The organism is Streptomyces sp. UNOB3_S3 (assembly GCF_020740895.1).
Lineage (GTDB): Bacteria > Actinomycetota > Actinomycetes > Streptomycetales > Streptomycetaceae > Streptomyces.
The window spans coordinates 1-22,993 of the sequence record NZ_JAILXP010000026.1 but is presented as its reverse complement, the minus strand read 5'-3'; the positions used below and the strand labels follow the sequence as shown (position 1 = coordinate 22,993).

The window sequence follows — 22,993 nt, the reverse complement described above, 5'->3', positions numbered from 1 at the left end:
ATCCGATATCGGAAGGTTCTCCGGCCGCTATGACCTGATTGGCCTGCCCGGCTTGCCGACCGGCCGATCCGCCTACCCTCCGCGGCTCCCTTCCTACGGCTCCAAGCCCCTGCCGCGCAGCCACGACAGCGGGTCCACCGGCGCGCCGCCGCCCGGCCGTACCTCCAGGTGGAGGTGCGGGCCGGTGACATTGCCGGTCGCGCCGACCCGGCCGATGACCGTGCCGGTGCCGACCTTGCCGGACGTGACCACCATCGACGACAAATGGCAGTACCAGACCTCGGTACCGTCGTCGAGCGTCAGCACGACGCGGTAGCCGTACGCGCCCGCCCACCCCGCCTGGGTGACGGTGCCGCCGCCGACCGCCTTCACCGGACTGCCCGTGGGGGCGGCGAAGTCCTCGCCGGTGTGGTTCGCGGACCACATGTTCCCCGCCTGGCCGAAGCCGGCGGTGAGGGTGTACGAGGCCACGGGGAGGGTGAAGGAGCCACCGCCGGTACGGTGCGCGGAACGCTCCGCGGAACCCGACGAGCCCGTCGCCTGCCGCTCCTGGGTGCCGGACGACCCGTCCGTCGCCGACCCGTCCGTCGCCGTGTCGCTGCCGGCCGCCTCCCGCACGGCCCGCTGCGCGGCCTCGTACGTCGCCGCCTTCGCGTCCGCCGCCTCCCGCTCGGCCGCCGCCCGCTCCGCCGCGACCTTCTCCGCCGCCGCCTTGCGGTGCTGCTCCGCCGCGGCCTGGGCCACGCGCGCCTGCGCCTCGGCCTCGGCGGCGTCCTGCTGGCGCTCGGCCTGCTGGAGGATGCGGGCCCGGAGCACCTCACCGGCGTCGGCGGTGTCCTGGACGGCGCGCACCGTCTCGACGGGGGCGGCCTGCCGGTCGGCGGAGGCCTGCTGCCCGCCCCGTTCATGGCCGTCGGCCATGAGCGAGCCGACGACCGGAATGCTCTGGGCCAGATCCGGCATGGATATGGGGGCCTGCGGACGGTCCTGGGCGCTGGCCATGCCGCCCGCGCCGACCGCCGCGATCATTCCGGCGCCGAGCACCGCTCCGCTGCGCGCCATCGTGCCGCCGCGCGGCTTGACGACGCGGTGCCTGCCGCGGGCGGGGGCCGCCGGGTGCTCCTCACCGGGCGCCCACTCGCCGGCCGCCGCCCGCTGCGCGGGGGCGCCGGGGGCCCGGTAGGCCTCGGGGGCCGGTTCCGGCTCGTAGGGGGGAATGTAGGCGGGGACGAACGGAGGGACGAACGGAGGGTCGTACGAACTGCCGTCGAACTCGGAGCTGTCTGACCTGTTGGACGTCACGAAGGGTGACTCCTTTCCTTCCTGCTCGCCTACCGGGTTAAGCGTGGGGGTCCCCCCAGGCCGTTCAGGCTCTGGGGGAGGGTTCGGAGAAGGAAGGTCCCCTACAGGCCGGCGTGCGGGCCCGATTCACCCCAAATGATGGTTCCCCGGTTCCGCCCACGGGATTCGGCGAAAGCGCACGGCACCGCCCTTGCGACGGTGGCAACGACCGCGCTGCGTTATCGAACGTTAATAGACAGAGCGGCTGGATTCCAAGCCGAAAGGGTGAGTCCAGCGGGCGCGTTGGGGCTCCTTATAAGGCGCTTACTTCTGACCGTTCGTCAGTCGTTATGGAGCTGAGGGCATTACAGACGCACGGTACGGGTGGTGACCTGGGGACGTTTGTGGGTGATGGGCGCGGTACGCAGCCTGCCGTCGACCCGCCGGATGGCGAGCAGCGCCATGTCGTCGTCCGTACGCCCGCCCGCGTGCCGGGCCACGTCCGCCGTGAGGGAGTCCAGCAGGGCGTCGGGGCTGCGGAACTGCTTGCCGTGCAGCCGTGGCCGGGGGTCGTAGAACGCCCCGGCCGCGTCCCTGGCCTCGGTGACCCCGTCGGTGAACAGCAGCAGCGTCGCCCCCACCGGGAACTCCCACTCCTCCACCCTGTCCGGCCACACGCCCAGGTCCCCCATCCCCAGCGGCAGGGCGGGCACCCGGGGGTGGGTGTCCCCGACGGCGCCGTCGCAGTGGAGCAGGAGCGGGGGCGGATGACCGCGGTTGACGATGCGCAGGGCGCCCGCGCCCGGTGGGACCTCGGCCAGGACGGCGGTGGTGAACCCCTCGGCCTGCTCGATGTTCGCGCGCCGCGTGCCCTCCCGTTGCAGCGCGCGCTCCAGCCGCGCCGCCAGCCCCTCCAGCGTGCGCTCCTGCTCCGCCGCTTCCCGGAACGCGCCGATCAGGATCGCGACCGCCTCCACCGCGCCGAGCCCCTTGCCCCGTACGTCGCCGACGATGACGCGGACGCCGTACGGGGTGTCCTGCACCGCGTAGAGGTCACCGCCGATCCGGGCGTCGGCCTGCGCGGCGACATAGCGCGCGGCCACACGGAGCCCGCCGATCCGGGCCGGGGGCGTGGGCAGCACCGCCCGCTGGGCGGCCTCCGCGACGCCCCGCACCGACGCCAGCCGGCGATTGCCGCGCCATACGACGCGGTTGATGCCCACGGCGAGCGCGCCGACGATCAGGACGGTGACGACCTCGGTCACCGACTCGCCCATCTCCGGCGCCTGGCGCGTGAAGGAGAGCGTGATCATCGCCGCCAGGGCCGCGAACGCCGTGAGCAGCGTGACGGAGAGGGAGAGGAGCGGGGCGGCGACGAGGGGCGCGGAGACGAAGAAGGGGGCGGAGGAGTACTTGGGGGGCGTGAGGACGTCGAAGGCGACGCCGCCGATGATCACGGCGGCGGGGAGCCAGCGGGTGGCCGTGACCGCCCCTCGCCCGGGGAGCGGCTCGCAGAGCGGATCCGGTCCGGGCAGCGGCCCGTCTCGCTTCCCCACCGTGTGTTCTCCTGACCGGCCGACGTTCCTTGCTCCGCGTCCCACCCTTGCGGCTGGGATGCGGAGCGGCGAACGGGGTTGAGCCGTTCGGGAACGCCGGCCCGGTCAGGGCCTCAAGGCCTCAGGGCCTCAAGGCACCTCAAGGCTTCAATGCCTCAGGAGCTCGGAGCCTCAGGACGCGGCGGGCCGGCGACCGCCGCCCCCGCCGCCTCGGCGCGACCGGCCGACGGCGTTGCCCGGACGGGTGCCGCCGGAGCGCCGGGAGCCCTCGCCGCCGTTGCCGCCGAAGCCGCGGAACGGACGGCCGCCGCCGTTGCCCGAGCCGGAACCGGAACCCGAACCGGAACCCGAGCCGGAACGGGAGCGGGAGCCGCGCGAGCGCGACGGCTTGGCCGCCTTGTCGCCGCCCTGGCCGCCCTGCGGCTGGGCCGGGGCCGGCGGCGCGATGACGACCGGGACGCCGCTGGGCTCGCGGGCGCCGGTGATGCGGGCGAGCTCGGGGTCGGTCGGGTAGGTCTTGATGACGTTCGGGGCGATCTGGGCCGTGGTCATCATGCGGCTCATCTCGCGCCGCTGCTCGGGCAGGACGAACGTGACGACCGTGCCGGACTCACCCGCGCGGGCGGTGCGGCCACCGCGGTGGAGGTAGTCCTTGTGGTCGACCGGCGGGTCGATGTTGACGACGAGGTCGAGACCCTCGATGTGGATGCCGCGCGCGGCGACGTTCGTCGCGATCAGGGCGGTGACCTGGTCGGTCCGGAACTGCTCCAGCACCCGGTTGCGCTGCGGCTGGCTCTTGCCGCCGTGCAGCGCGGCGGCCCTTACGCCCTGGGCCAGCAGCTTCTTCACCAGCCGGTCGGCGCCGCGCTTGGTGTCCACGAACATGATCACGCGGCCGGCGCGAGCCGCGACCCGGCTGACGGCGTCCTTCTTGTCCTGGTCGGTGACGTGGAACAGGTGGTGCTCCATGGTCACCACCGCGCCCACGGACGCGTCGACGGAGTGGGTCACCGGGTCGGTGAGGAAGCGGCGGACGAGCCGGTCGACGTTGCGGTCCAGGGTCGCGGAGAACAGCATCCGCTGACCGCCCGGGGCGACCTGCTCCAGCAGCCGGGTGACCTGCGGCAGGAAGCCCATGTCGGCCATCTGGTCGGCCTCGTCCAGGACCGTGATCGCCACGTCGCGCAGCGCGCAGTCACCGCGCTGGATGAGGTCCGCGAGCCGGCCCGGCGTCGCGACGAGCACCTCCGCGCCGCGCGCGAGGGTCTGGGCCTGCCTGCCGATGGACATGCCGCCGACGACCGTGGCCATCCGCAGGTTGACGGCGGTCGCGTACGGGGTGAGCGAGTCGGTGACCTGCTGGGCCAGCTCACGGGTGGGGACGAGGACGAGCGCGAGCGGCCGCTTGGCCTCGGCGCGCCGCCCCGCCGTACGGGCCAGCAGCGCCAGGCCGAAGGCGAGGGTCTTGCCCGAGCCCGTACGGCCGCGGCCGAGGACGTCACGGCCGGCCAGCGAGTTGGGAAGGGTCGCCGCCTGGATCGGGAAGGGCGCGGTGACGCCCTCGCGGGTCAGCGTGGAGAGCAGACCGCCGGGCATGTCCAGCTCGGCGAAGGAGTCGACGGCCGGCAGGGCCGGCGTCGTGTCGGCCGGCGTCTCGAAGTCACCCTGGAGAGGCTCGGCGGGGCGACCGCCGGACTGCCGTCCGCCGCGGGAGCGGGCGGGGCGTGCGGAGCGATTGGCGCCCGCCGGACGGCCGGAACGGGCGGAGTCGGCGGAGCGGGCGTCCGTGGAGCGGGCAGGGCGTGCGGAACGAGTCATTCGGGGGACCTTCCCTCAGTGGGGTGGCACGCCCGGTTCGGGGACCTCGTATCGCGGGGCGGCCCTGGACGGACGTTCCGGCGTGAGCCCTGGGCGCGCTGGCGCGGGGCGGCAAAAGGCCCGCACCCAGTGGCGCGGGCCTCTTGTCGTGCTGTGTCGCGTGACGCGTCGAATCAGCGACGCGTCACGCGGGGCCGGATGGCTCCGGCCGGTTCGTCAGATGTTGACGATGTTCTCGGCCTGCAGGCCCTTCTGGCCCTGCGTGACGTCGAAGGAGACCTTCTGGCCCTCGAACAGCTCACGGAAGCCGTTGGAGGCGATGTTCGAGTAGTGGGCGAAGACGTCGGGGCCGCCGCCGTCCTGCTCGATGAAGCCGAAGCCCTTTTCCGAGTTGAACCACTTCACGGTGCCGGTAGCCATGTCTTACTCCTTATGGATGGGGTGGGTCCCCAGACCGGAACAGACCGGCAAAAACAAAAATGCGCCATCGGCTACAGAACCGAGGCGCACACAAGTTCATGGGTACCACAATTGCAACTTGATCGACCGTACCATACGACCGCCGGTCGTGGCCATGGCCTTCCGCGCACCGTACCCCGGGGCGGGCGCCCGCCACCCCGGCCCCTTCTCCCGCGCCACGCCCTATAACTCCACGCCCTGGGCCCTGGCGTGCCGGTCGGCGGCCACCTCCGCCTCCGCCTCGTCGAGATACACCTCACACACGAGCCGTCCGTCGGCCGTCATGTTGTGCTCCAGCTCCCAGAGGCTGACCTCGCCGCCGCCCTCCAGCAGGAACGCGTGCTCGTAGAACCGGCACCAGGTGGCGTCACGGCCCGTGCCCCGGCGCCTGGGCTTGGTGATCAGCGCGATGTGGTGGCCGAGCGCCCCCTGGAGCAGCTCGCGGACGACCTCGCCCGGCCCGTCCGCGTTCTCCGCGCGGCGCAGCAGCCTGCGGGCGTGGTCGGGCGAGGCCTCGGAGACGTACTCGCGACGGGGCCTCGTCGGGCCCATGGCGAGCAGCAGCTCCTCCGCCAGCCAGGCGGGCAGCTCCTCGGACTCGTTCCCCGGCCCGATGCCCCCGCCGCCGATCCGGTCGTGCACCCGGCGCTCGGCGGCGTCGAGCGCGCCGTCGTCGGTGTAGAGCTCGTAAAGGAGGCGCTCCTGCGGTCCCGTGTCGTGCTCCAGCTCGAACAGCACGAGGCTGCTGCCGTCGGCGAGCAGGAAGATGTGCCGGTAGGTGTTGCACCGGAGGGGGCGCCGGCCGTCGTTGCGCTGACGGTACGAGCGGAGCTCGGTCTGGTGCATCAGCGCGGTGCGCAGCCGGTCCAGGAGCGGCTCGCCGATCTCGAAACCGTTCTGGGCCCGTTTCAGCAGCTCCGCCACCTGCTCGGCGGGCGTCGGCTCGGGGCCGGTGGAGCCGGTGGAGCCGTCCGGCTCGCCGCGCCGCCCGCTCTCGCCCTCGCCCCCGCCCGCTCGCGTCTTCGCCATGCCCGTCGCCTCCCGACCTTCGCCACACACCACTACTGCCCACCCCGCGCACTTACCGTAGCGGCGCGAACACATGACGGGGGCGGGGTTTTCACCAACTGGCGGGGTCGCTCGCGCCGCCTCTTCTGAGCGCGGGATCTCGGCTGCGGGCCGCCTGTGGCTGGTCGCGCAGTTCCCCGCGCCCCTACGGGGCCCGCGCGCCGGTCATCCGTCCGCCCAGCCACCAGCCCGCGAGCCCCGCCGCCGACAGCAGAAGGCCCGCTCCCACGAACGCCCCGGCGGGGGCCGCGTCCACGACGGGCGGCAGCAGGAGGAGTCCGGCCATCCCGGCCGACCGGGTGACCGTCTGGTCGATCGTCAGCAGCCGGAGGCGCTCGGCCGGGGCGAACCGGGTCAGGTGGGCGCGCAAGGTCACGGCGCAGACGGGGAAGAGGAGGCCGGAGACGACGCACAGGGCGATCACGGCCGTCATGGAGTCCGCCACGCCCAGGCCGGCCAGCGCCAACCCGGACAGGGCCCAGGCGAGGCAGTACGTGGTGATCCAGGACCCGGCGGCGGGCCCGGATCCGGACGGCTGACCGGCGCCGGTCAGCCGTCCGGCGAGCTGGCCGGTGAGGAGGTTCCCCGCGAGGCCGCCGGCAGCCGTGGCGGCGAGGGCCAGGCCGTATCCGGTGGCGCCCTGGCCGAAGCGGGAGACGAGCAGAGGGGGCAGGCCGACGGTCGAGACGGCCGCGGTGAACAGGGCCACGCCGTGCACGGCGACCGCGATCGCGATCCGCGGGTGGCGGTGGAGCAGGGACCGGGCGCGTACGGCCCCCGCCGCCCCCGCCGCCCGCGCGGGCCCGGCGGGCGGGTCGCCGCCCACGGGACCCTTGCGCCCGCAGGCGGCGGCGTCGGGCGGGTCCCCGCCTACGGGGCCCTTGCGCCCGCAGGCGCCATCGGGCGGGTCACCACCCACGGGGCCCACACGTCCGACGGCCCGGCCGCCCGGCACGTCGTCCGCCCCGGCGCTTGTCCGGCCGCCCGTGGGTCCGCCTTCCGGCGCGCCCGACGGCCTCGCGCCCGACGGCCTCGCGCCCGGCGGCCTCGCGGCCGGGCCGCTCTCCTCCCCCGCCGTGCGGTGGCCGAGCCAGCCGAGGGCCAGGGCCGAGACGACGAACGTGCAGCCGTCGACGGCGAACAGTTCGATCTCGGACACGAGCAGCAGCAGAACCCCGACGCTCCCCTGCCCGAGCACGCCCGCGATCCGGGAGGTCAGGTCGAACAGGCCGCTGACCAGCGGAAGCTCCTCGACCGGCACCAGCTGGGGGACGAGCGCGCCGAAGTTGGGGTCGAAGACCGCGCTGAGCGTGCCGAGCAGCAGGACGAGCGTCAGCGTGATCAGGAAGCCGGTCGTGTCCGGCGACCAGAACAGCGGCACGGCCAGCGCGACGGCGGCCCGGCCGGCGTCCACCCAGGCCAGGGAGCGCCAGCGGGAGAAGCGGGCCAGCATGGAGCCGGCGCCGCCGAGGGCTATGTAGGGCAGCGATTCGACGGCGGCCACCAGGCCCGTCCGGGAGGACGAGCCCGTCGCCTCGTACACGACCCACATCGCGGCCAGGCCGTACAGCCGGTCCCCCAGCACGGACAGGGTCATCGACAGCCACAGCACTCGCACGGATCGGCAGCGCAACAGGCGTATGTGCTTCATCGCCTATGCCTCTGGCCCATGACTCATGGCTTGTTACCTCCGGCACATCCGCTTCCGGGGCCGCACACGATAGGGCGACTGTCCATGGCGCCTCCCGGGCATTCGCCGTCAAACCCGGACCAGTCCAGCCGCGTCGCCACCCGCACGGGTGGTGCTGTTCGCCCCGCGTCTCGGGAAGCGGACAGAGGGGGGACGCACTCGGCCATCCGGGGACGCGCCGCGCGCGACTTAACGCCATGACGACATAGGGTGACGGGAGAATTGCTCCGCGTATCCACGACGATCAGGACGCGAGGGATCGGCGGCCGCCGGCCTTCCTTCGTCCTGCTGAGGCGAACTGGAGGTTTCCCAGTGGCGAAGGCGAAGTTCGAGCGGACAAAACCGCACGTCAACATCGGCACCATCGGCCACGTCGACCACGGTAAGACGACCCTTACCGCGGCGATCACCAAGGTGCTGCACGACAAGTTCCCGGACCTGAACCCGTACACGCCCTTCGAGGACATCGACAAGGCGCCCGAGGAGCGTCAGCGCGGTATCACCATCTCCATCGCGCACGTCGAGTACCAGACCGAGGCGCGTCACTACGCCCACGTCGACTGCCCGGGTCACGCGGACTACATCAAGAACATGATCACCGGTGCCGCCCAGATGGACGGCGCGATCCTCGTGGTCGCCGCGACCGACGGTCCGATGCCGCAGACCAAGGAGCACGTGCTCCTGGCCCGCCAGTCCGGCGTTCCGTACATCGTCGTCGCCCTGAACAAGGCCGACATGGTGGACGACGAGGAGATCCTGGAGCTCGTCGAGCTCGAGGTCCGCGAGCTCCTCAACGAGTACGAGTTCCCGGGCGACGACGCCCCGGTCGTCAAGATCTCCGCCCTCAAGGCGCTCGAGGGCGATCCGGTCTGGGTCAAATCCGTCGAGGAGCTGATGGACGCCGTCGACGAGAACATCCCGCAGCCCGAGCGTGACGTCGACAAGCCGTTCCTGATGCCGATCGAGGACGTCTTCACGATCACCGGTCGCGGCACCGTCGTCACCGGCCGCATCGAGCGTGGTGTCCTCAAGGTCAACGAGACCGTCGACATCATCGGCATCCACCCGGAGAAGACGACCACGACGGTCACGGGCATCGAGATGTTCCGCAAGCTGCTCGACGAGGGCCAGGCCGGTGAGAACGTCGGTCTGCTGCTCCGCGGCATCAAGCGCGAGGACGTCGAGCGCGGCCAGTGCATCATCAAGCCGGGCTCGGTCACCCCGCACACCGGATTCGACGCCACGGCCTACATCCTGTCGAAGGACGAGGGCGGCCGGCACACCCCGTTCTTCAACAACTACCGCCCCCAGTTCTACTTCCGCACCACGGATGTGACGGGCGTGGTGACCCTCAAGGAGGGCACGGAGATGGTCATGCCCGGCGACAACGCCGAGATGTCCGTCGCGCTCATCCAGCCCGTCGCCATGGAGGAGGGCCTGCGCTTCACCATCCGCGAGGGCGGCCGCACCGTCGGCGCCGGCCAGGTCACCAAGATCACGGCCTAGGGGCGCGTCGACAACGGAGGGGCGGCAGAGCGGAAAGGGTGGGAACGGGACATCGCCAAGGGCTGGCCAGAGGACCCTGGAAGCCGGACCGGCGGCCCCGTTCCCAATCGACACGCTAGCGTCCGCCTCCGGCCGGGCACCGGACCCAGGGCGGCGTGGCGGCGGGAAACTACGCGGGGAAAAGCCTTGAGGCCCAGGTCAGAACAGTCCGACCTGGGCCTCGGCGGTAGGCCGTGTGGGACTCGAACCCACAACCAATGGATTAAAAGCCTGCGGGCCGCCCATGGTGCCCGATTACACCGAATGGCGCCGAGTGCCGACCCGTACCGCCCACTGCCGAGCACGGCAGGTCGGCAGACACCACCGGATGACGGCTCGTGCCGTTCCGTTCGCCCGATGACAGGGACTGACGGGGCGTTCGGCCGAGCAACGGCCGAACAGAACTGTCCTGTGACCTGGACTGATGGTGAGTTAGTAGGACAGCATCTGCTGACCTCGCGGTCTCCGTGCCAATGGCCGACGCGTGTGGCGTCAGGCCGGACGGGGTGAGAGCCCACAATCAAGCGGCGCGGCAGGCAGGCAGGGCCGCGTGCGCGGCTCCGTCACCCAGCGCGGCTACGGGGCCGACTGGCAGCGCACCGCCACCCGCACGTAGCCGCCCACCGCCGGCAGTACGGCGAGTGGTGCCCCGGGTGGGAAGTGCCCGGCCACCCCCACCGACCTCACCGTCGACCACATAGTGCTCAAGAGCAAGGGTGGGACCGGCGACCCGAAACCTCGACGTGCTGTGCCGCAGCTGCAACAGCCGCAAGCACAATCGCCATTAAGCACACCCGATAACAATTACCTCCCCATTCCTCATCAGGCTGCCGTCCAGTTGCATGCAGTTCCTAGATCCGCACCGACTACGCCGCTAATTCCCCAGCGTTAGGAACGATCCGGCCATCTTCTGCGTGTCCTTAAATGCACGCTTGACCTGACTCTCAGGGGGTGGACCGCCCATGGATCCGGCACAGCAAATGGCTCAACAGGCAGCGCAGCAAATGGCTCAGCAGGCAGCCCAGCAAGCAGCTCAACAGGCGGCTCACCGCGCAGCAGCCCAACAGGCGGCTGACGCGGCGCGGCGTGCCTCGCAGTTCGGAGCTCAAGCAGGGCAGAACTTCCATGATATGCAACGGATGGCCAACGCTCATCGGCGCAACCCCACGAGCGGTTCCGGATTCGGCGGGCTGGTAACGCTGATAATTCTCGGTGTCATCGTCGCGATTGTGGCCCGAGATGCCGAACTGCGATCTGCCGTCGCTGGGTTCCTGAACAACCTGTTGGCACAGGCCCAAAAGGGGTAGGGCCACGCTGGGACACTGCCGCTGAGGGCAGACGCCCATGGGGGGTGGGGGGAATCTGGGCCGCTTGATCATCTTCGGACCCGGCCCCCTACCCCACGCATAGCGACGCAAAATCGGAGCGCTTTTTGATCAACCGGCGGCCCACCAATCACCCAGCAGACGAACCTTCAACCACGGTCTGTCGACGCGCCGGCGGCACAACGCTCACCGCTCGCTCGGCAATCTCCCGGTCCACCTCGGGCAGAAGGCTGGTGTACGTGTCCGAGGTCAAGGTGATCGTGGAGTGCCGGAGGGTCTCCTTGATGGAGTGGATGTCACCGCCACCTCGGTGCTGCACGGTCGCCGAGACGTGTCGCAGGTCCCGCAGGTTGATCGGCGGGAGGCCGGCCGCCTCGTAGATGCGCCGGAACCCCTTCGACACCGTGTCCGGGTGCAGCCAGGTGCCATCTTCGTTGGTGAACACCTTCCCTGTGTCTTCCCATGCCTTACCGCCTTTGAGGCGGGCCTCCCGCTCCGCGAGTTGCCGGATGCGGTGCTCACGGAGGACCTGGACGTTCACGCTGTCCAGCGCGATCGTGGCCGCGCTGCCGTCGGTCTCGGGTTCGGTCTCCAAGGGGTCCCACCCGTCCACCACGATTTCCTTCGAGACGGTGAGCAAGCTGGCCTCCAGGTCGACGTCCGTCCATTCCTGGCCGACTCCCTCACCACGGCGCAGGCCCCGGAAGCCGATGAGGTGGTAGAAGGCGTGCAGCCGGTCGCCCTCGGCCTCGTCCAGGAAGGCGCCGAACTGGGCGGGCGTCCACACCATGACGGCGCCCGGCTTTTCGCCGGTCTCTCGCCACCGCCGGACCCGCTCAGCGGTCCACAGCATCGGCTTTGGCCGCTTACCCGACTCCAGCTCGACGTGTTCGGCCGCGTTGAACGTGATCATCTGCTGAGCGATGGCCGCGTTGATCGCGGCCCGCAGCGTCGCCCTGATGCGCTGTTTCGTCGCGGGCCCGGTGGTGCGCCTGAACGGCTTCATCTCGGCCAGCTTGGCCCGCTCCTCGGCCAGCTTCGCCCGCTCGTACACCTTCGGTACGCCCGGCCGACCGCGGGTACAGCGCGCGATCTGCTCACGGCGGGCCTCGTTCTCTGCCCTGATGACCTCGTTCTGGTCACCGATGGCGTCGAACATGGCCCGTACCGCGGAGACGCCCAGGCGATCGAGGCGGAAGTGCCCGAGGTGCGGCTTCAGATGGACCCGGATGTGGGAGTCGTAGCCGTTGTTGGTCGTCGTCCTGGTCTGCTTCCCCGCGCGCCAGGTGTCGAGCCAGTCAGCCACGGTCGTTGCCCCGTCCAGCGGCACACCGACGCCGAGCTTGCGGGAGACCTCCGCCGGCTCCGGGATCGCTGCGCGGCGCGCCATCAGCCCGGCGAGCAGGTCGCCGACCCTGCGCCCTGCCTCCTCGTCGTCGCCGATGAGGTCGCCCTATGAAGATATCCGACGGCATGTGGACCTTGGACGGCGCCACGCTGGCCGAGGCCGCCGCACGGGTGGAGCAGCGCTCCGAGGTCGCCGAGCTGGGCGATAAGTCCGTGAGCATCCTCAACTTCGTACGCCAGCACCCCGAGGGCATACGGGCGAAGGTGGTCGTCGAGCGGTTCGGCAATGACGCCTACCAGTACCTGAAGCGGCTGTCCGAGCAGGGACGGCTACTCAAGACCAAGCGTGGCGTGTACGCGGTACCAGACAGGCCGCCGGCGGACCTGGTGGAAGAGGACGTGGACCAAGAGGCCATCTGCGCCACCTGTGGCGAACCCATGTTCCTCATGGAGCCGGACCAGCTCACCCATCCCGGATGCTGACGGAGGCGACGACTTCCTCGCCCGCCTGCATGCGCTGGACCTTGCCGGACCAGTAACCGGATACCGGCAAGGTCGCGCACTGGAGCGCGACCCGGTTCTCCCCCGTCCAACGCCTGACGGGCCCAACGACAGGACGCATCCGGCGTGCGTGGCCGTGCACGGCAACACAGCCCTTCGAAGGGAACGGAAGTCCACATCACCCTTCGAACGCGCTGGACAGCGTCGAGGTCAAGCCGGAAAACGCGCGCTCAACCGGCGTACCCCCCTGGGGTCGGTTCCCTGTGCGAGGCGCTTGCCAGCGGGGCGGATCAGCCGTGGGTTAGCCAAAAGACGGCCCCAAAGAGGAGCAGCATGACGAAGCTGACAGCCCCTCCGACGCCGGGCCTACGACGTTTGAGCGCACACCAGGTGAGCATCCCCAACGCTGGGGCCCATCCGCATGCGTACAAGACCCAGCCTGTCAGCCTGGCTTCATCGCCTCTCGCAACGTTGAAGCAGATGAAGGCGGCTGTAATGAACAAAGCGGGCGAGCCCCAGAGGTTGTCCGAGACTGCCTGTTCCCTCGTCTTTTTCAACTGTGCAGCTCCAGGTCAGGGAGCTGTGATGCCCCCGTGCCCGGGGGCATCACAGCGTCAAGCGGTATTACATACCGGAGAGGTAGCGGACCAGCTCGATCATGGCTTCACCGGGCAGGGCCTGGAGCGTCCACTTGACCGGGTTCCAGTCGGAGAGCCCGTCGACCCAGTCCTTGAAGGCGCCCGCGCCCTTCTTGGCGGCGTTCACGGCAGCCTTGAAGAGCCCGGGAGACTTCTTCAGCAGCGCGATGATCGCGTCGATCTTCCCGCCGAACTGCTGGCCCTCGCCGGCGTTGGCGGCGGCCGTCAGGGCGGCGAGCTCCGCAGCGGAGATGCTGGCCTCGCCATTGGTGGCGGACCGCGGGTTTGCCGTCTTGAGTGCGGCCAGCTGCGCCTCGGAGATGGCCAGCGTGGACACGCTGGCCGTATTGCGGTGGGCTTCCACGGCGTTGGCGGCCGGAATAGCCACGCCGAGCGAGATGGCTGCCATCGCCGTCGCGGCCGCTATTCTCACGGACTTGCGGTTCATGTAGTCTTGCCTCCGTTGAAGGGTGTCCGCGTCCTTGCGAGGGTCGCCAAAACCAGCTGGGGCGCGGACATTTGATGGGCAGCAAGGGCAGTTTTGCATTCGAGGGATATGTGAGCCTTGCACGATAGAGCTGCTTGGTGTCCGCCTAGTTAGGTAGTAGCGCCAAGGAGGTCGCCTCGAAGCCGTCAACTGAGACGTAGCCGAGGCCGCGTCTCACGGCCTCGTTAATCTCTCGCGAGTCGTTCCCCCACTTGAGCACTAAACAGCCCCCCGGTCTGCCCTTTTTGCTGAGTGCGTGACGAATCTATGCCATTGATTGATCAAAGGGCAAGAAAATTAAGGCGATTGGCCAATTAGCCGCGCTAGCGAGGATCGCCACAGCCTTGACCAGCCCGTTTAAGCGGCATGACCTTGATCAATGTGGCTGCTTCTCGATGCCCTGAGCCAGCGTGAGGGCACCGTCCGCCTTGGCATACGCTAAACACTACATAAACGACTGATTTCTTGTCTGGCGTGTCGTCCAGAAGGTTGGCGCGAACTCCAGTCAATTGGTAGTGACGCGCCCTGATACACGCCATATAACCGGCCGTAAGGGCTCTCGGCCTGAGACGGCACGGTCAGTTGAACGCCGAGCCGAACGGTTTCAGTCAGAGATGCGGCGTTCCTGTTCATGTCGAGCACTGTCAGGCGATGTGTGGTGCCTGCCCCTAAGCCGCGCCCAGCCAGTCGGAAGCTGATCGAAGGCCGGGCGCCGGGCCGCGTCTCCGTCAGACCGATAGAGGCAAATCGGCGAGCATCACCGCGTACACCGGTGAGTCGGGGAATGGCTGGCGCTCGCCGACCTTCCGGTACCCCCAGGTCTCGTACAGGGCCTGAACCTTGGGATGCGTCACGTCAACCAGCAGCGCGGCCAGGTCGTCGTCCCGAGCGCCCAGAAGGGCCCGGTGCAGCCGCTCGGAGTGTCCGTGCTTGCGCCACTTCGGCCGCACCATCAGCTCGGACACATGGAACGTCTTCGCCTTCGCCGGCGCCGGGGCGAGGTGCTCCCGCCACCACTCGCGGTCCGGGTTCGCGGCGGCCCCGTAGGCGTAGCCGATCGGCTCGGAGCCGTCGTAGCCGATCACGCAGGAGAACCCGGGATGGCTGGACCAGTGGTCCACGAACCAGGGGAAGCGCTGGACGAAGGGGTCGTCGGCGCGGTCGGCATAGGCGTCGGTGTGCACGTCGAGGAGGGTCTGGCGGATCTCGGCCGCGTCGTCGTGGGTGAAGTGCCGGACGTCGATGGTGGTCAAGCTCGGCTCCATTCGCTGCGGAAGCGGTCGCCCCACTCTCCCGCGATGGCAGCGTCCGGGGCCAGGGTGATGAGGTCCCGGTAGAAGTCGCCCAGCAGGGACCGCATCCGTCCCGGGATCGGGTACCCGGCCATCAGGTCGAAGACGCTGGAGGCCGTGGCGCACGCCTCTTCGATCTCGCGCTGGTGCAACTGCGCGAGGGCGAGGCGGGCGGTGGCCAGGGCGCGGTTGCGGTGGAACTGGCGCGGGATGGACGACAGCGCACGGTGCGAGGCGGCCTCGGCTTCCTCGGAGTCCCCGATGCGGTCTCGGACGATAGCCATGAGCGCCGTCAGCTCCGACAGGTCGTAGAAGGCGATCCACGATGGGCGGGGCTGGTCTCGATCGGCCTTGGACAAGGCGGCCTCGGCGTATCCGAGGGACCGGAGCGCGGCCTGCCGGTCGCCCTTGGTGGCGTGGCCGACGGCCGTGCGGGCGTGCGCCAGGGAGGCGTACAGCGGATCCCTGCGGCAGATCCCGACCGCTTGGGCGGCGTACCCGGCATCGATGGCCTTGGTGTGCTCCTGGCGCTGGTGGGCCAGCATCGCGTAGCTGTTCCACACGCGGAGTTGGGCGGCGCCGTCCTTGGCCATGCCGGCGAGGTACAGGGCGCGGTCGAGGTGGGTCTGGGCGCGGTCGGACCGGCGGGCGTCGATGGCGGACCAGGCGGCGGTGGCCGTGTAGTCGGCGGCCACGGTGAACAGGCGCTTGCGGATGCTCTGGGTGGCGGCCTTCTGCTGGAGGTCGAGAGCTTGTCGGGCGCCGGACAGGGCTGCACTCTCAAGGGCCTCGTGGCCGCCCCTGTGGGCGTCCAGGGCCATCAGGGCGTCGAGGCCCTTGCGCAGCTCGATGACGTCGGTGGTGCCGACGCGGTTCGGGCGTGCGGAGAAGAGGGGGACGACAGCGGCGGCGGTCGTCCCAGTGGTCGCGGTGAAGAAGGTACGGCGGAGCACGGGACTCTCCGGGGTGCTGGTGTTGGTACGTCTGCCCGGGGGTGGAACGAACCCCAGTTCTTCGGCGGTACACCCGAATACTGCCTCTAATGCTTGGAGTTGCCGAGGGTGAGGCCAGCGGGTTTTTCCGGTCAGCCATTGGCGGACGGTGCGGTCGGAGACCGTGCCGGGGTGGCCGGCGCCGATGAGGAACACGTTGACGTTGTCGGCGAGTTCGTTCTGCCTGAACCCCGCCTCGTTCATGTGTTCTTGAAGGCGCTGGTTGGGCTGCCTGTGTTCGGTCCCCTCCACGGCACTCACGGTAGCGAGACGGCGCGTGGAGCACAGCGGTCCGGGCGAGCGCCCCGGAAATTTCCGGTTGGCCGTGACCAGCGCTTGCGGAGCATTTCCTCACGACCCTGCACGGGGCGCCGTTGTACTGGCGTCGGACACGCTGCGTGCGGATGCGTGGCGCATTGATCTGCCGCTGTCCCCTCCCGCGCCCAGCCCGGGGGCGGGTGGCGGCCCCGGAACGCTGAGGCGACCAATGATCATGACCGCACACCCCGCCGGGACCGGCGTCCCCGCCTACACCCAGACCATGCCCCGCGAGGCCGCGTCCGCCCACCGCGCCCGGCTCCTGGTGACTGCCGCCCTCAACACCTGGGACCTGCCCGACCTGATCGATACGGGCGTGCTGATCGTGTCCGAGCTGGTTGCCAACGCGGTCGTCCACACCGAGTGCCGCAACCTGCGAGTGACTGTCTCCAGGCCCCGGCCGGACCGCGTCCGGGTGGCTGTGGTGGATATGTCCCGGCAGCGTCCGGTCCGCAAGACGCCGCCCTTCGACAAGGAGAGAGGGCGGGGCCTGGTCGTCGTCGCCGGCCTCGCCGACAGGTGGAAGGTCGACTCCCTGCCATGGGGGAAACGGGTCTGGGCCGAGCTTCGCACGGACGCCAGGAACTGACCGGCCCCCCTGCCCAATGCCGTCCCGGCGCTCCTCACGGGCCGTACAACTCGTTTCCGGGACGTGTTGGCGTGGTCGGCGCGCAACCCCTTGTACAGCTCCGCTCCATTCCCGTAGCTGTACAAGGCCCGGCCGCTTCCCCCGAGGCGGCCAGCCCTTCCCGGCGCCGGGCCCGGTCAGCACGGGGCTGGGGAGGGCACCCTCCGCAAGCGATCGAGGAAAGGAAGCGCTCATGAACACGACCGTTCAGCCATGGGGCCTGACCCGCATGGAGCCCTACCCGTCGCTGATCACCGACGCCGGTGAGGCCGTCCGGCTGGACCCCACCACGCAGACCACCGTCTACCACGACGCCCTCGGCAGGCCGATGGAGATGGGCAAGCACGGCACCGGCACCGGCAAGGAGACCAAGACCCGCACCAGCCAAGGCGACGGCTCCAGCTCCTCGAACGCCGACGAGGGCCACGACCAGGAAAACGACCAGGACTGACCGATGCCCTCTCCTCGTCCGGTCGTCGTCCTCACCGCCCTGGACGACCTGACGGCGGATCACGTCATCACCGAACTGCACGGCCGGGACATCCCGGTCGTGCGGCTCGACCCCGGCCAGCCGGCCGACGTGACGTTCTCCGCCCACGCGGGCCGCAGCCGCACTTGGCACGGCCTGCTCACCACCCCGACCCGCTCCCTCGGCCTGGAAGACGCCAGGGCCGTCTACTACCGACGCCCGTCCCGCTACGCGCCACCCAACGGTCTGGACGGCCAGGACCAGGAGTTCACCGCGGCCCAGGTCCGGCACGGCCTGGGCGGGCTCCTGGCCGCCCTCCCCGAGTGCCTGTACGTCAACCACCCGCACCGCAACTCGAGCGCTGAATACAAGCCTCGCCAGATAACCGCGGCCCTGCGGGCCGGGCTCGAGGTCCCCCCGACCCTGATCACGAACGACCCCGAGGCCGCCCGTGCCTTCGCGAAGGAGCACGGGCCGGTGGTCTACAAACCGCTGCGCTCCACCGAGTACCGCCAGGACGGTGAACTCCGCACGATCTGGGTCCGGCCGGTCGACGCCGGCGCAATCGGCGACGGCGTGGCCGCCTGCCCCCACCTGTTCCAGCAGGCCGTCGACAAGACCGCCGACGTGCGGATAGCCGCCGTCGGCGACGAGCTGTTCGCCACCCGCATCACCATCGACGGCGATCACCTGGACTGGCGATGGGACTACGACCGGATCGCCTACGACCCCATCGACGTGCCGGGCCCGGTCCGGACCGGCATCCGCGCCTACCTGCACGCCTTCGGGCTGGCCTTCGGCGCGTTCGACTTCGCCCTCGGCCGGGACGGGGTGTGGCGCTTCTACGAGTGCAACCCCAATGGGCAGTGGGCGTTCGTTGACGACCACACGACCAGAGCCATCACCGCCGCCCTGGCCGACCTGTTGGAGAAGGGACTCCCCACATGACCGAGCGCACCCCCATCGTGGTGGACGAGGTCCGCGCCGCCGAGCTGCGCGAGAAACTGGCCGACCAGCTCCAACACGACGGGCACCTACGGTCGACCGCCTGGCGGTCGGCTGTCGAGACCGTCCCCCGGCACGAATTCGTCCGCGCGTTCTTCCGCCGCGCCGAGACCCCCCAGGGCACCCAGTGGGCCCCGGTCATCCCCGGGCCCAGCGAGGCGGGCGCGTGGCTGCACGAGGTCTACACCGATCACACACTCGTAACCCAGCTCGACGGCCGCGTGCACCCCGGGGACGTCGATGGCCCGACCTACGGTGACCCGACCTCCTCGTCCACCTTGCCGAGCCTGCTCGTGCGCATGCTCCAGGATCTCGACCCCCAGAACGGGGACCGGGTCCTGGTGGTCGGCGTGGGCACCGGCTACTCGACGTCCCTGGTGTGCGAGCGGCTGAGCAGCAAGCAGGTCACCAGCATCGAGACCGACCCGGCCGCCGCCGACCGCGCCCGCGCCGCGATCAAGACCGCCGGGTACGACCCGGCCGTCATCACCGGGGACGGCCTGCTCGGCCACCCCGGCAACGCGCCGTACGACAAGCTGATCGCGTTCTGCTCGGTGCGCAGCATCCCGGCGGCGTGGCTGGAGCAGGTGCGGCCCGGCGGCACCATCGTGACGACTGTGTCCGGGTGGCTGTACGGCTCGGGCCTGGTCCGGCTGACCGTCGGCGACGGCGGCAAGGCCGAGGGCCGGTTCCTGCCCGGCACCGTATCGTTCATGATCGCCCGCGCGCAGGCCGCGCCTGCACTCACTGGCGTGTCCGATCTCCTCGTCCAACCTGCCGAGGAACGGCCGGCTCAGGTCGGCCCGCAGATCCTGAGCGAGTGGACGCCGCAGTTCGTCGCGCAGCTCGCCGTACCGGGCGCCCAGTACCTCGGGATGAGCATGGATGACGGCCCCATGCTGGACCACCTCATCGACCTGCCGAGCCGCTCCTTCGCCACGCTTGCACCGGCCGCCGACGGCGGATCTATGGACGGCGGGTTCACCGTTCGCCAGGGCGGCCCGCTGCGCCTGTGGGACGCCGTCGAGGACGCCATCGACACCTGGAAGGCGGCCGGCGCACCGTCCCAGACCGAGTTCGGCCTGACCGTCACCCCGGACCGCCAACGGGTCTGGCTCGGCTCCCCGGAGGGGCCGGGCTGGGACTTGCCTACCTGAACCACGGCGTGCTCGGTGCCGTACCCATGGCCCAAGGCGGCAATGCCGAGGGCTCCTGATGCCCACCCCAGGAAGACGGGTACGCGTCAGTCCCGACCCTTGGCGGACGGAGACAGCTCCCCAAGTAGGCGGTGCCCCGGTCTTATGCCGCCAGTGATCAGGGCAGGGGTCCGCATTGATGCGCCCCGCTCCCGGAAGCCCAGGAGTGAGGCGCATCTGTTCGCCTTCGGATCGGGGCCTGGCGCTCGGTCACCGCCGGATGAGGCGCGGGACCGAGGCAGCAACAGCACCTTCGCGACCCTGGTGGAAGTTGAGGCGTCACGAGGCCAAGTAGCCGCCGCTCCGCCCGCCTAGCTCTCAGCACCCTCGCGGCGCTACGCTCGACCGACGAGTACGTGATTCACGTCACAGAGACACTCGCGGGTGATCGGAGCCCGGACCGGCAGCGCTCGCCGGCCGCCCATCAGAGGCGCGCAGCCAATTCATGATCGATAACATTTCGGCCGAGCATCGGCCGAGCTAATGATCTTCAAAGCCCCGGAAACGCCACGGAGCCCAGGTCAGATGTGCTCTGACCTGGGCTCCAGCGGTAGGCCGTGTGGGACTCGAACCCACAACCAATGGATTAAAAGTCCACTGCTCTGCCAATTGAGCTAACGGCCCGCACACCGCAGCATAGCCCGGCCGACCGTGGATGCCCGAGTCGTTATGGCCCGGGACGTCGCGCGGATGTCCGGAAGCGGCTCCGAACGGCCGAGGGCCCGCACGGCGCGAATGCCGTACGGGCCCTCAGTTCAGCTGCGGATACCAGCTGTTGGATCAGCCGCTGGATCAGCCGTTGCGCTTCCAGCGCGGCTTGTCGGAACGACGGTCGAAGGAGCTGCCGCCCCGGTGGTCGTCACGACGGCCGTAGGGACGGTCGCCGCCGCCGGAGCGGAAGCCGCCGGAGGGACGGTCGTCACGACGGTCGCGGTTGAACGGGCGGTCGCCACCGGCGGAACGGTAGCCGCCGGAGGGGCGGTCGTCGCGACGGAAGCCACCGGACGGGCGGTCGTCACGACGGAAGCCACCACGGTCGCCGTCACGACGGTCGTCACGACGGAAACCACCACGGTCGCCACCGCGCTCGTCACGGTCCTCGCGACGGAAGCCACCGGTCGGACGGTCGTCGCGACGGAAGGACGGACGGTCGTCACGACGGTCGTCGCGGCGGAAGCCACCGGACGGGCGGTCGTCACGACGGAAGCCACCACGGTCGCCGTCACGACGGTCGTCACGACGGAAACCACCACGGTCGCCACCGCGCTCGTCACGGTCCTCGCGGCGGAAGCCACCGGAGGGACGGTCGTCGCGGCGGAAGCCACCGGACGGGCGGTCGTCACGACGGAAGCCACCACGGTCGCCGTCACGACGGTCATCGCGACGGAAACCACCACGGTCGCCACCGCGCTCGTCACGGTCGTCACGGCGGAAGCCACCGCCGCGGCGCTCAAAGTTGCCCCGCTCGTCGCGGCGCTCGGTCTGCGCCGGGATGGCGGCGGCAGCGGCGGCCTCCGCCTTGGCGGCGGCCTCGGCCTCGGCCTTGAGCTCCTCGGCAGCGGCGGCGACAGCGGCCTCCGGGTCCTCGCCGCGCTCACGGGCGGCGCGGGCCACCAGGCGGTCGGCCTCCTCGCGGAGCTCCGTCGCACGGCGCTGGGCGCGCTCGAGCTGGCGGGTCAGGTCCTGCAGCTCGCGCTCGGCCTGCTTGGCGGCGTTGGCCGCGGAGTCGGCCTGGACCTCGGTGAGGGAACGGGCGCCGGTGATCTTGGCGACGTCCTCGTCGAAGGCGCCGGCACCGCCGACGATGTGGCGCGAGGCGTCGACGCCCGCGTCCTCCATCAGACGGAAGATCTGCTTGCGCTGGTGCGGCAGGGCCAGGGAGACGACCGTGCCGGACTGGCCGGCGCGGGCCGTGCGGCCGGAGCGGTGGAGGTAGTCCTTGTGGTCACCGGCCGGGTCGACGTTGAGGACCAGGTCGATGCCGTCGACGTGGATGCCTCGGGCGGCCACGTCGGTGGCGACCAGGACGTTCACACGGCCGGCCTTGAAGTCCTCCAGGACGCGGGTACGGGCGCCCTGGGTCATGCCGCCGTGCAGCGCGTCCGCGCGGACACCGGCGTCGAGCAGCTGCTCGGCGACGCGGTCGGCGCCCATCTGGGTGCGGACGAAGATGATCGTGCGGCCCTTGCGGGCGGCGATGGCGGCCGTGACCGGCGCCTTGTCCTTCGGCTTCACGACGAGGACGTGGTGGGTCATGGTCGAGACGGCACCCGCGGAGGGGTCGACCTCGTGCGTGACCGGGCTGACCAGGTAGCGCTTGACGAGGGTGTCGATCTCGTTCTCCAGCGTCGCGGAGAACAGCAGGCGCTGACCGCCGGACGGCACCAGGTCGAGGATCTCGGTGACCTCGGGCAGGAAGCCCATGTCGGCCATCTGGTCGGCCTCGTCGAGGACGGCGACCTGGACCTTGTCGAGGGAGGCGGCACCACGGTTGATGATGTCGCGCAGACGGCCCGGGGTGGCGACGAGGATGTCGACACCGCGCTCCAGGGCGTAGATCTGGTTGCCCATGGACGTACCGCCGCAGACGACCTTCATCTTCAGGCCGAGCACGTCGCCGTACGGCTGGAGGGCGTCGGCGACCTGCATCGCCAGCTCACGGGTCGGGGTGAGGATCAGACCGCGCGGGCGCTTCTTCTCGGTGTGGCCGCCGGCCAGCGTGGAGAGCAGCGGCAGACCGAAGGAGAGGGTCTTGCCGGAGCCGGTGCGGCCGCGGCCCAGGATGTCCTTGCCGGCCAGGGCGTCCGGGATGGTCGCGGCCTGGATCGGGAAGGGCGTGGTGACGCCGTTCTGGGCCAGCTTGCGGACGATGGCGTCGTCCAGGCCCAGGTCACCGAAGGTGATCTGCGGCTCGGCGGCCTCGGTCGTCTCGACGGTCTCGGGGGCGTCGACGGCCTCGACGACGGCGTCGACGATCTCGGTCGTCTCGACGCCCTCGGGCATGGTGGTGGTGTCAGTGGAAATGGACATGCGAAATGCGAAACCTTCCGGAGTTTCGGCACGCGCCCAAGCTCCGTGTCGGCTTCACAAATGACCGCCTCGATGCGGTCAGCCACGGCAAGGTAAGGAACGCGCCACACGGCGCGCTTCTGTCAGGCGCCGGGCAAATGGGATCAAACGATCTACCACCATACGCACCCTCCACAGGGCAGCGCAAGCGGCGGGCACATGGCCTGCGCCACAGTACCCCGCCGCACACTACTCCTCCACCGGGTTTTCCCGGCCTTCCGGGCCCTTCCCGGCCTACGACGGCCCCGGCTGGGGCGAGGCCGTGGAGGGCGGCTGGGTAGCGGGCGGCTGCGTGGGCGGGGCCTGGGT

General features: G+C 70.4%; 19 protein-coding genes, 1 tRNA gene and 1 riboswitch. Of the genes, 8 read left to right on the top strand and 12 right to left on the bottom strand.

Annotated elements, in window-relative coordinates; all coding sequences use genetic code 11:
• Positions 1-93 precede the first annotated feature (93 nt).
• From K6I33_RS04940 to K6I33_RS04915, 6 genes are all read right to left on the bottom strand, one after another.
• Positions 94-1,302: a M23 family metallopeptidase gene (locus tag K6I33_RS04940; protein WP_229348449.1), complete on the bottom strand. Its 1,209-nt coding sequence runs from the start codon at positions 1,300-1,302 to the stop codon at positions 94-96.
• A 12-nt stretch (positions 1,303-1,314) separates the two neighbouring features.
• Positions 1,315-1,483, bottom strand: a riboswitch (cyclic di-AMP (ydaO/yuaA leader).
• A gap of 163 nt (positions 1,484-1,646) precedes the next feature.
• Entirely contained in the window at positions 1,647-2,837 is a 1,191-nt protein-coding gene (locus K6I33_RS04935) for a PP2C family protein-serine/threonine phosphatase (protein WP_374283379.1), read from the bottom strand.
• 171 nt (positions 2,838-3,008) lie between these two features.
• Entirely contained in the window at positions 3,009-4,655 is a 1,647-nt protein-coding gene (locus K6I33_RS04930; protein ID WP_229348448.1) for a DEAD/DEAH box helicase, read from the bottom strand.
• A gap of 216 nt (positions 4,656-4,871) precedes the next feature.
• Positions 4,872-5,075: a cold-shock protein gene (locus K6I33_RS04925; protein WP_086571010.1), complete on the bottom strand. Its 204-nt coding sequence runs from the start codon at positions 5,073-5,075 to the stop codon at positions 4,872-4,874.
• A gap of 222 nt (positions 5,076-5,297) precedes the next feature.
• Positions 5,298-6,143 carry a DUF6227 family protein gene (locus K6I33_RS04920; protein ID WP_229348447.1) on the bottom strand — a complete coding sequence of 282 codons (846 nt, stop codon included), beginning with the start codon at positions 6,141-6,143 and terminating at the stop codon, positions 5,298-5,300.
• Between the two features lie 184 nt (positions 6,144-6,327).
• Positions 6,328-7,833 (bottom strand): MFS transporter, encoded by a 1,506-nt coding sequence (locus K6I33_RS04915; RefSeq protein WP_229348446.1) that lies wholly within the window; start codon positions 7,831-7,833, stop codon positions 6,328-6,330.
• Positions 7,834-8,184: 351 nt separating this feature from the next.
• Between K6I33_RS04915 and tuf the strand changes: the two genes are divergently transcribed.
• The 3 genes from tuf to K6I33_RS04905 all read left to right on the top strand — a co-directional run bounded on the left by tuf (position 8,185) and on the right by K6I33_RS04905 (position 10,724).
• Complete coding sequence (gene tuf, locus K6I33_RS04910) at positions 8,185-9,378, top strand: elongation factor Tu (RefSeq protein WP_229348445.1); 1,194 nt, start codon at positions 8,185-8,187, stop codon at positions 9,376-9,378.
• A gap of 755 nt (positions 9,379-10,133) precedes the next feature.
• Positions 10,134-10,205 (top strand): HNH endonuclease, encoded by a 72-nt coding sequence (locus tag K6I33_RS36540; protein WP_374283391.1) that lies wholly within the window; start codon positions 10,134-10,136, stop codon positions 10,203-10,205.
• A 174-nt stretch (positions 10,206-10,379) separates the two neighbouring features.
• A complete protein-coding gene (locus K6I33_RS04905; RefSeq protein WP_229348444.1) occupies positions 10,380-10,724 on the top strand; it encodes a hypothetical protein in 345 nt (114 codons plus the stop codon).
• A 148-nt stretch (positions 10,725-10,872) separates the two neighbouring features.
• On the opposite strand, the gene xerC is transcribed toward K6I33_RS04905, so the two are convergent.
• Positions 10,873-12,186, bottom strand: coding sequence for a tyrosine recombinase XerC (gene xerC / locus K6I33_RS04900; protein WP_229348458.1), 1,314 nt, complete (start codon positions 12,184-12,186; stop codon positions 10,873-10,875).
• A gap of 11 nt (positions 12,187-12,197) precedes the next feature.
• On the opposite strand from xerC, the gene K6I33_RS04895 reads away from it, so the two are divergent.
• Positions 12,198-12,572, top strand: coding sequence for a type IV toxin-antitoxin system AbiEi family antitoxin domain-containing protein (locus K6I33_RS04895; protein ID WP_229348443.1), 375 nt, complete (start codon positions 12,198-12,200; stop codon positions 12,570-12,572).
• A gap of 642 nt (positions 12,573-13,214) precedes the next feature.
• On the opposite strand, the gene K6I33_RS04890 is transcribed toward K6I33_RS04895, so the two are convergent.
• The 3 genes from K6I33_RS04890 to K6I33_RS04880 all read right to left on the bottom strand — a co-directional run bounded on the left by K6I33_RS04890 (position 13,215) and on the right by K6I33_RS04880 (position 16,251).
• Complete coding sequence (locus K6I33_RS04890; RefSeq protein ID WP_229348442.1) at positions 13,215-13,676, bottom strand: hypothetical protein; 462 nt, start codon at positions 13,674-13,676, stop codon at positions 13,215-13,217.
• A 767-nt stretch (positions 13,677-14,443) separates the two neighbouring features.
• Positions 14,444-14,980: a GNAT family N-acetyltransferase gene (locus tag K6I33_RS04885; RefSeq protein ID WP_229348441.1), complete on the bottom strand. Its 537-nt coding sequence runs from the start codon at positions 14,978-14,980 to the stop codon at positions 14,444-14,446.
• Positions 14,965-16,251: a helix-turn-helix transcriptional regulator gene (locus K6I33_RS04880; protein ID WP_229348440.1), complete on the bottom strand. Its 1,287-nt coding sequence runs from the start codon at positions 16,249-16,251 to the stop codon at positions 14,965-14,967. Before K6I33_RS04880 ends, K6I33_RS04885 begins: the two co-directional genes overlap by 16 nt.
• A 241-nt stretch (positions 16,252-16,492) precedes the next feature.
• Here K6I33_RS04880 and K6I33_RS04875 point away from each other — a divergent pair, with 241 nt between their 5' ends.
• From K6I33_RS04875 to tgmC, 4 genes are all read left to right on the top strand, one after another.
• Entirely contained in the window at positions 16,493-16,906 is a 414-nt protein-coding gene (locus K6I33_RS04875) for an ATP-binding protein (protein ID WP_308297053.1), read from the top strand.
• Positions 16,907-17,138: 232 nt separating this feature from the next.
• Positions 17,139-17,396 carry a putative ATP-grasp-modified RiPP gene (tgmA, locus tag K6I33_RS04870; protein WP_229348438.1) on the top strand — a complete coding sequence of 86 codons (258 nt, stop codon included), beginning with the start codon at positions 17,139-17,141 and terminating at the stop codon, positions 17,394-17,396.
• A 3-nt stretch (positions 17,397-17,399) separates the two neighbouring features.
• Positions 17,400-18,362 (top strand): ATP-grasp ribosomal peptide maturase, encoded by a 963-nt coding sequence (gene tgmB / locus K6I33_RS04865; protein WP_229348437.1) that lies wholly within the window; start codon positions 17,400-17,402, stop codon positions 18,360-18,362.
• Positions 18,359-19,576, top strand: coding sequence for an ATP-grasp peptide maturase system methyltransferase (tgmC, locus tag K6I33_RS04860; RefSeq protein ID WP_229348436.1), 1,218 nt, complete (start codon positions 18,359-18,361; stop codon positions 19,574-19,576). The genes tgmB and tgmC overlap by 4 nt, the downstream gene beginning before the upstream one ends.
• 590 nt (positions 19,577-20,166) lie before the next feature.
• Here tgmC and K6I33_RS04855 read toward each other — a convergent pair.
• Positions 20,167-20,239 (bottom strand) — tRNA-Lys (locus tag K6I33_RS04855).
• A 168-nt stretch (positions 20,240-20,407) separates the two neighbouring features.
• Positions 20,408-22,645 carry a DEAD/DEAH box helicase gene (locus K6I33_RS04850; protein WP_229348435.1) on the bottom strand — a complete coding sequence of 746 codons (2,238 nt, stop codon included), beginning with the start codon at positions 22,643-22,645 and terminating at the stop codon, positions 20,408-20,410.
• Positions 22,646-22,993 lie beyond the last annotated feature (348 nt).

Coding starts and splice junctions, on each gene's coding strand:
- K6I33_RS04930 (WP_229348448.1), bottom strand. CDS start 4,655: ATGACTCGTTCCGCACGCCCTGCCCGCTCCACGGACGCCCGCTCCGCC.
- K6I33_RS04925 (WP_086571010.1), bottom strand. CDS start 5,075: ATGGCTACCGGCACCGTGAAGTGGTTCAACTCGGAAAAGGGCTTCGGC.
- K6I33_RS04920 (WP_229348447.1), bottom strand. CDS start 6,143: ATGGCGAAGACGCGAGCGGGCGGGGGCGAGGGCGAGAGCGGGCGGCGC.
- K6I33_RS04915 (WP_229348446.1), bottom strand. CDS start 7,833: ATGAAGCACATACGCCTGTTGCGCTGCCGATCCGTGCGAGTGCTGTGG.
- K6I33_RS04905 (WP_229348444.1), top strand. CDS start 10,380: ATGGATCCGGCACAGCAAATGGCTCAACAGGCAGCGCAGCAAATGGCT.
- K6I33_RS04895 (WP_229348443.1), top strand. CDS start 12,198: ATGAAGATATCCGACGGCATGTGGACCTTGGACGGCGCCACGCTGGCC.
- K6I33_RS04890 (WP_229348442.1), bottom strand. CDS start 13,676: ATGAACCGCAAGTCCGTGAGAATAGCGGCCGCGACGGCGATGGCAGCC.
- K6I33_RS04885 (WP_229348441.1), bottom strand. CDS start 14,980: ATGGAGCCGAGCTTGACCACCATCGACGTCCGGCACTTCACCCACGAC.
- K6I33_RS04875 (WP_308297053.1), top strand. CDS start 16,493: ATGACCGCACACCCCGCCGGGACCGGCGTCCCCGCCTACACCCAGACC.
- tgmA (WP_229348438.1), top strand. CDS start 17,139: ATGAACACGACCGTTCAGCCATGGGGCCTGACCCGCATGGAGCCCTAC.
- tgmB (WP_229348437.1), top strand. CDS start 17,400: ATGCCCTCTCCTCGTCCGGTCGTCGTCCTCACCGCCCTGGACGACCTG.
- tgmC (WP_229348436.1), top strand. CDS start 18,359: ATGACCGAGCGCACCCCCATCGTGGTGGACGAGGTCCGCGCCGCCGAG.
- K6I33_RS04850 (WP_229348435.1), bottom strand. CDS start 22,645: ATGTCCATTTCCACTGACACCACCACCATGCCCGAGGGCGTCGAGACG.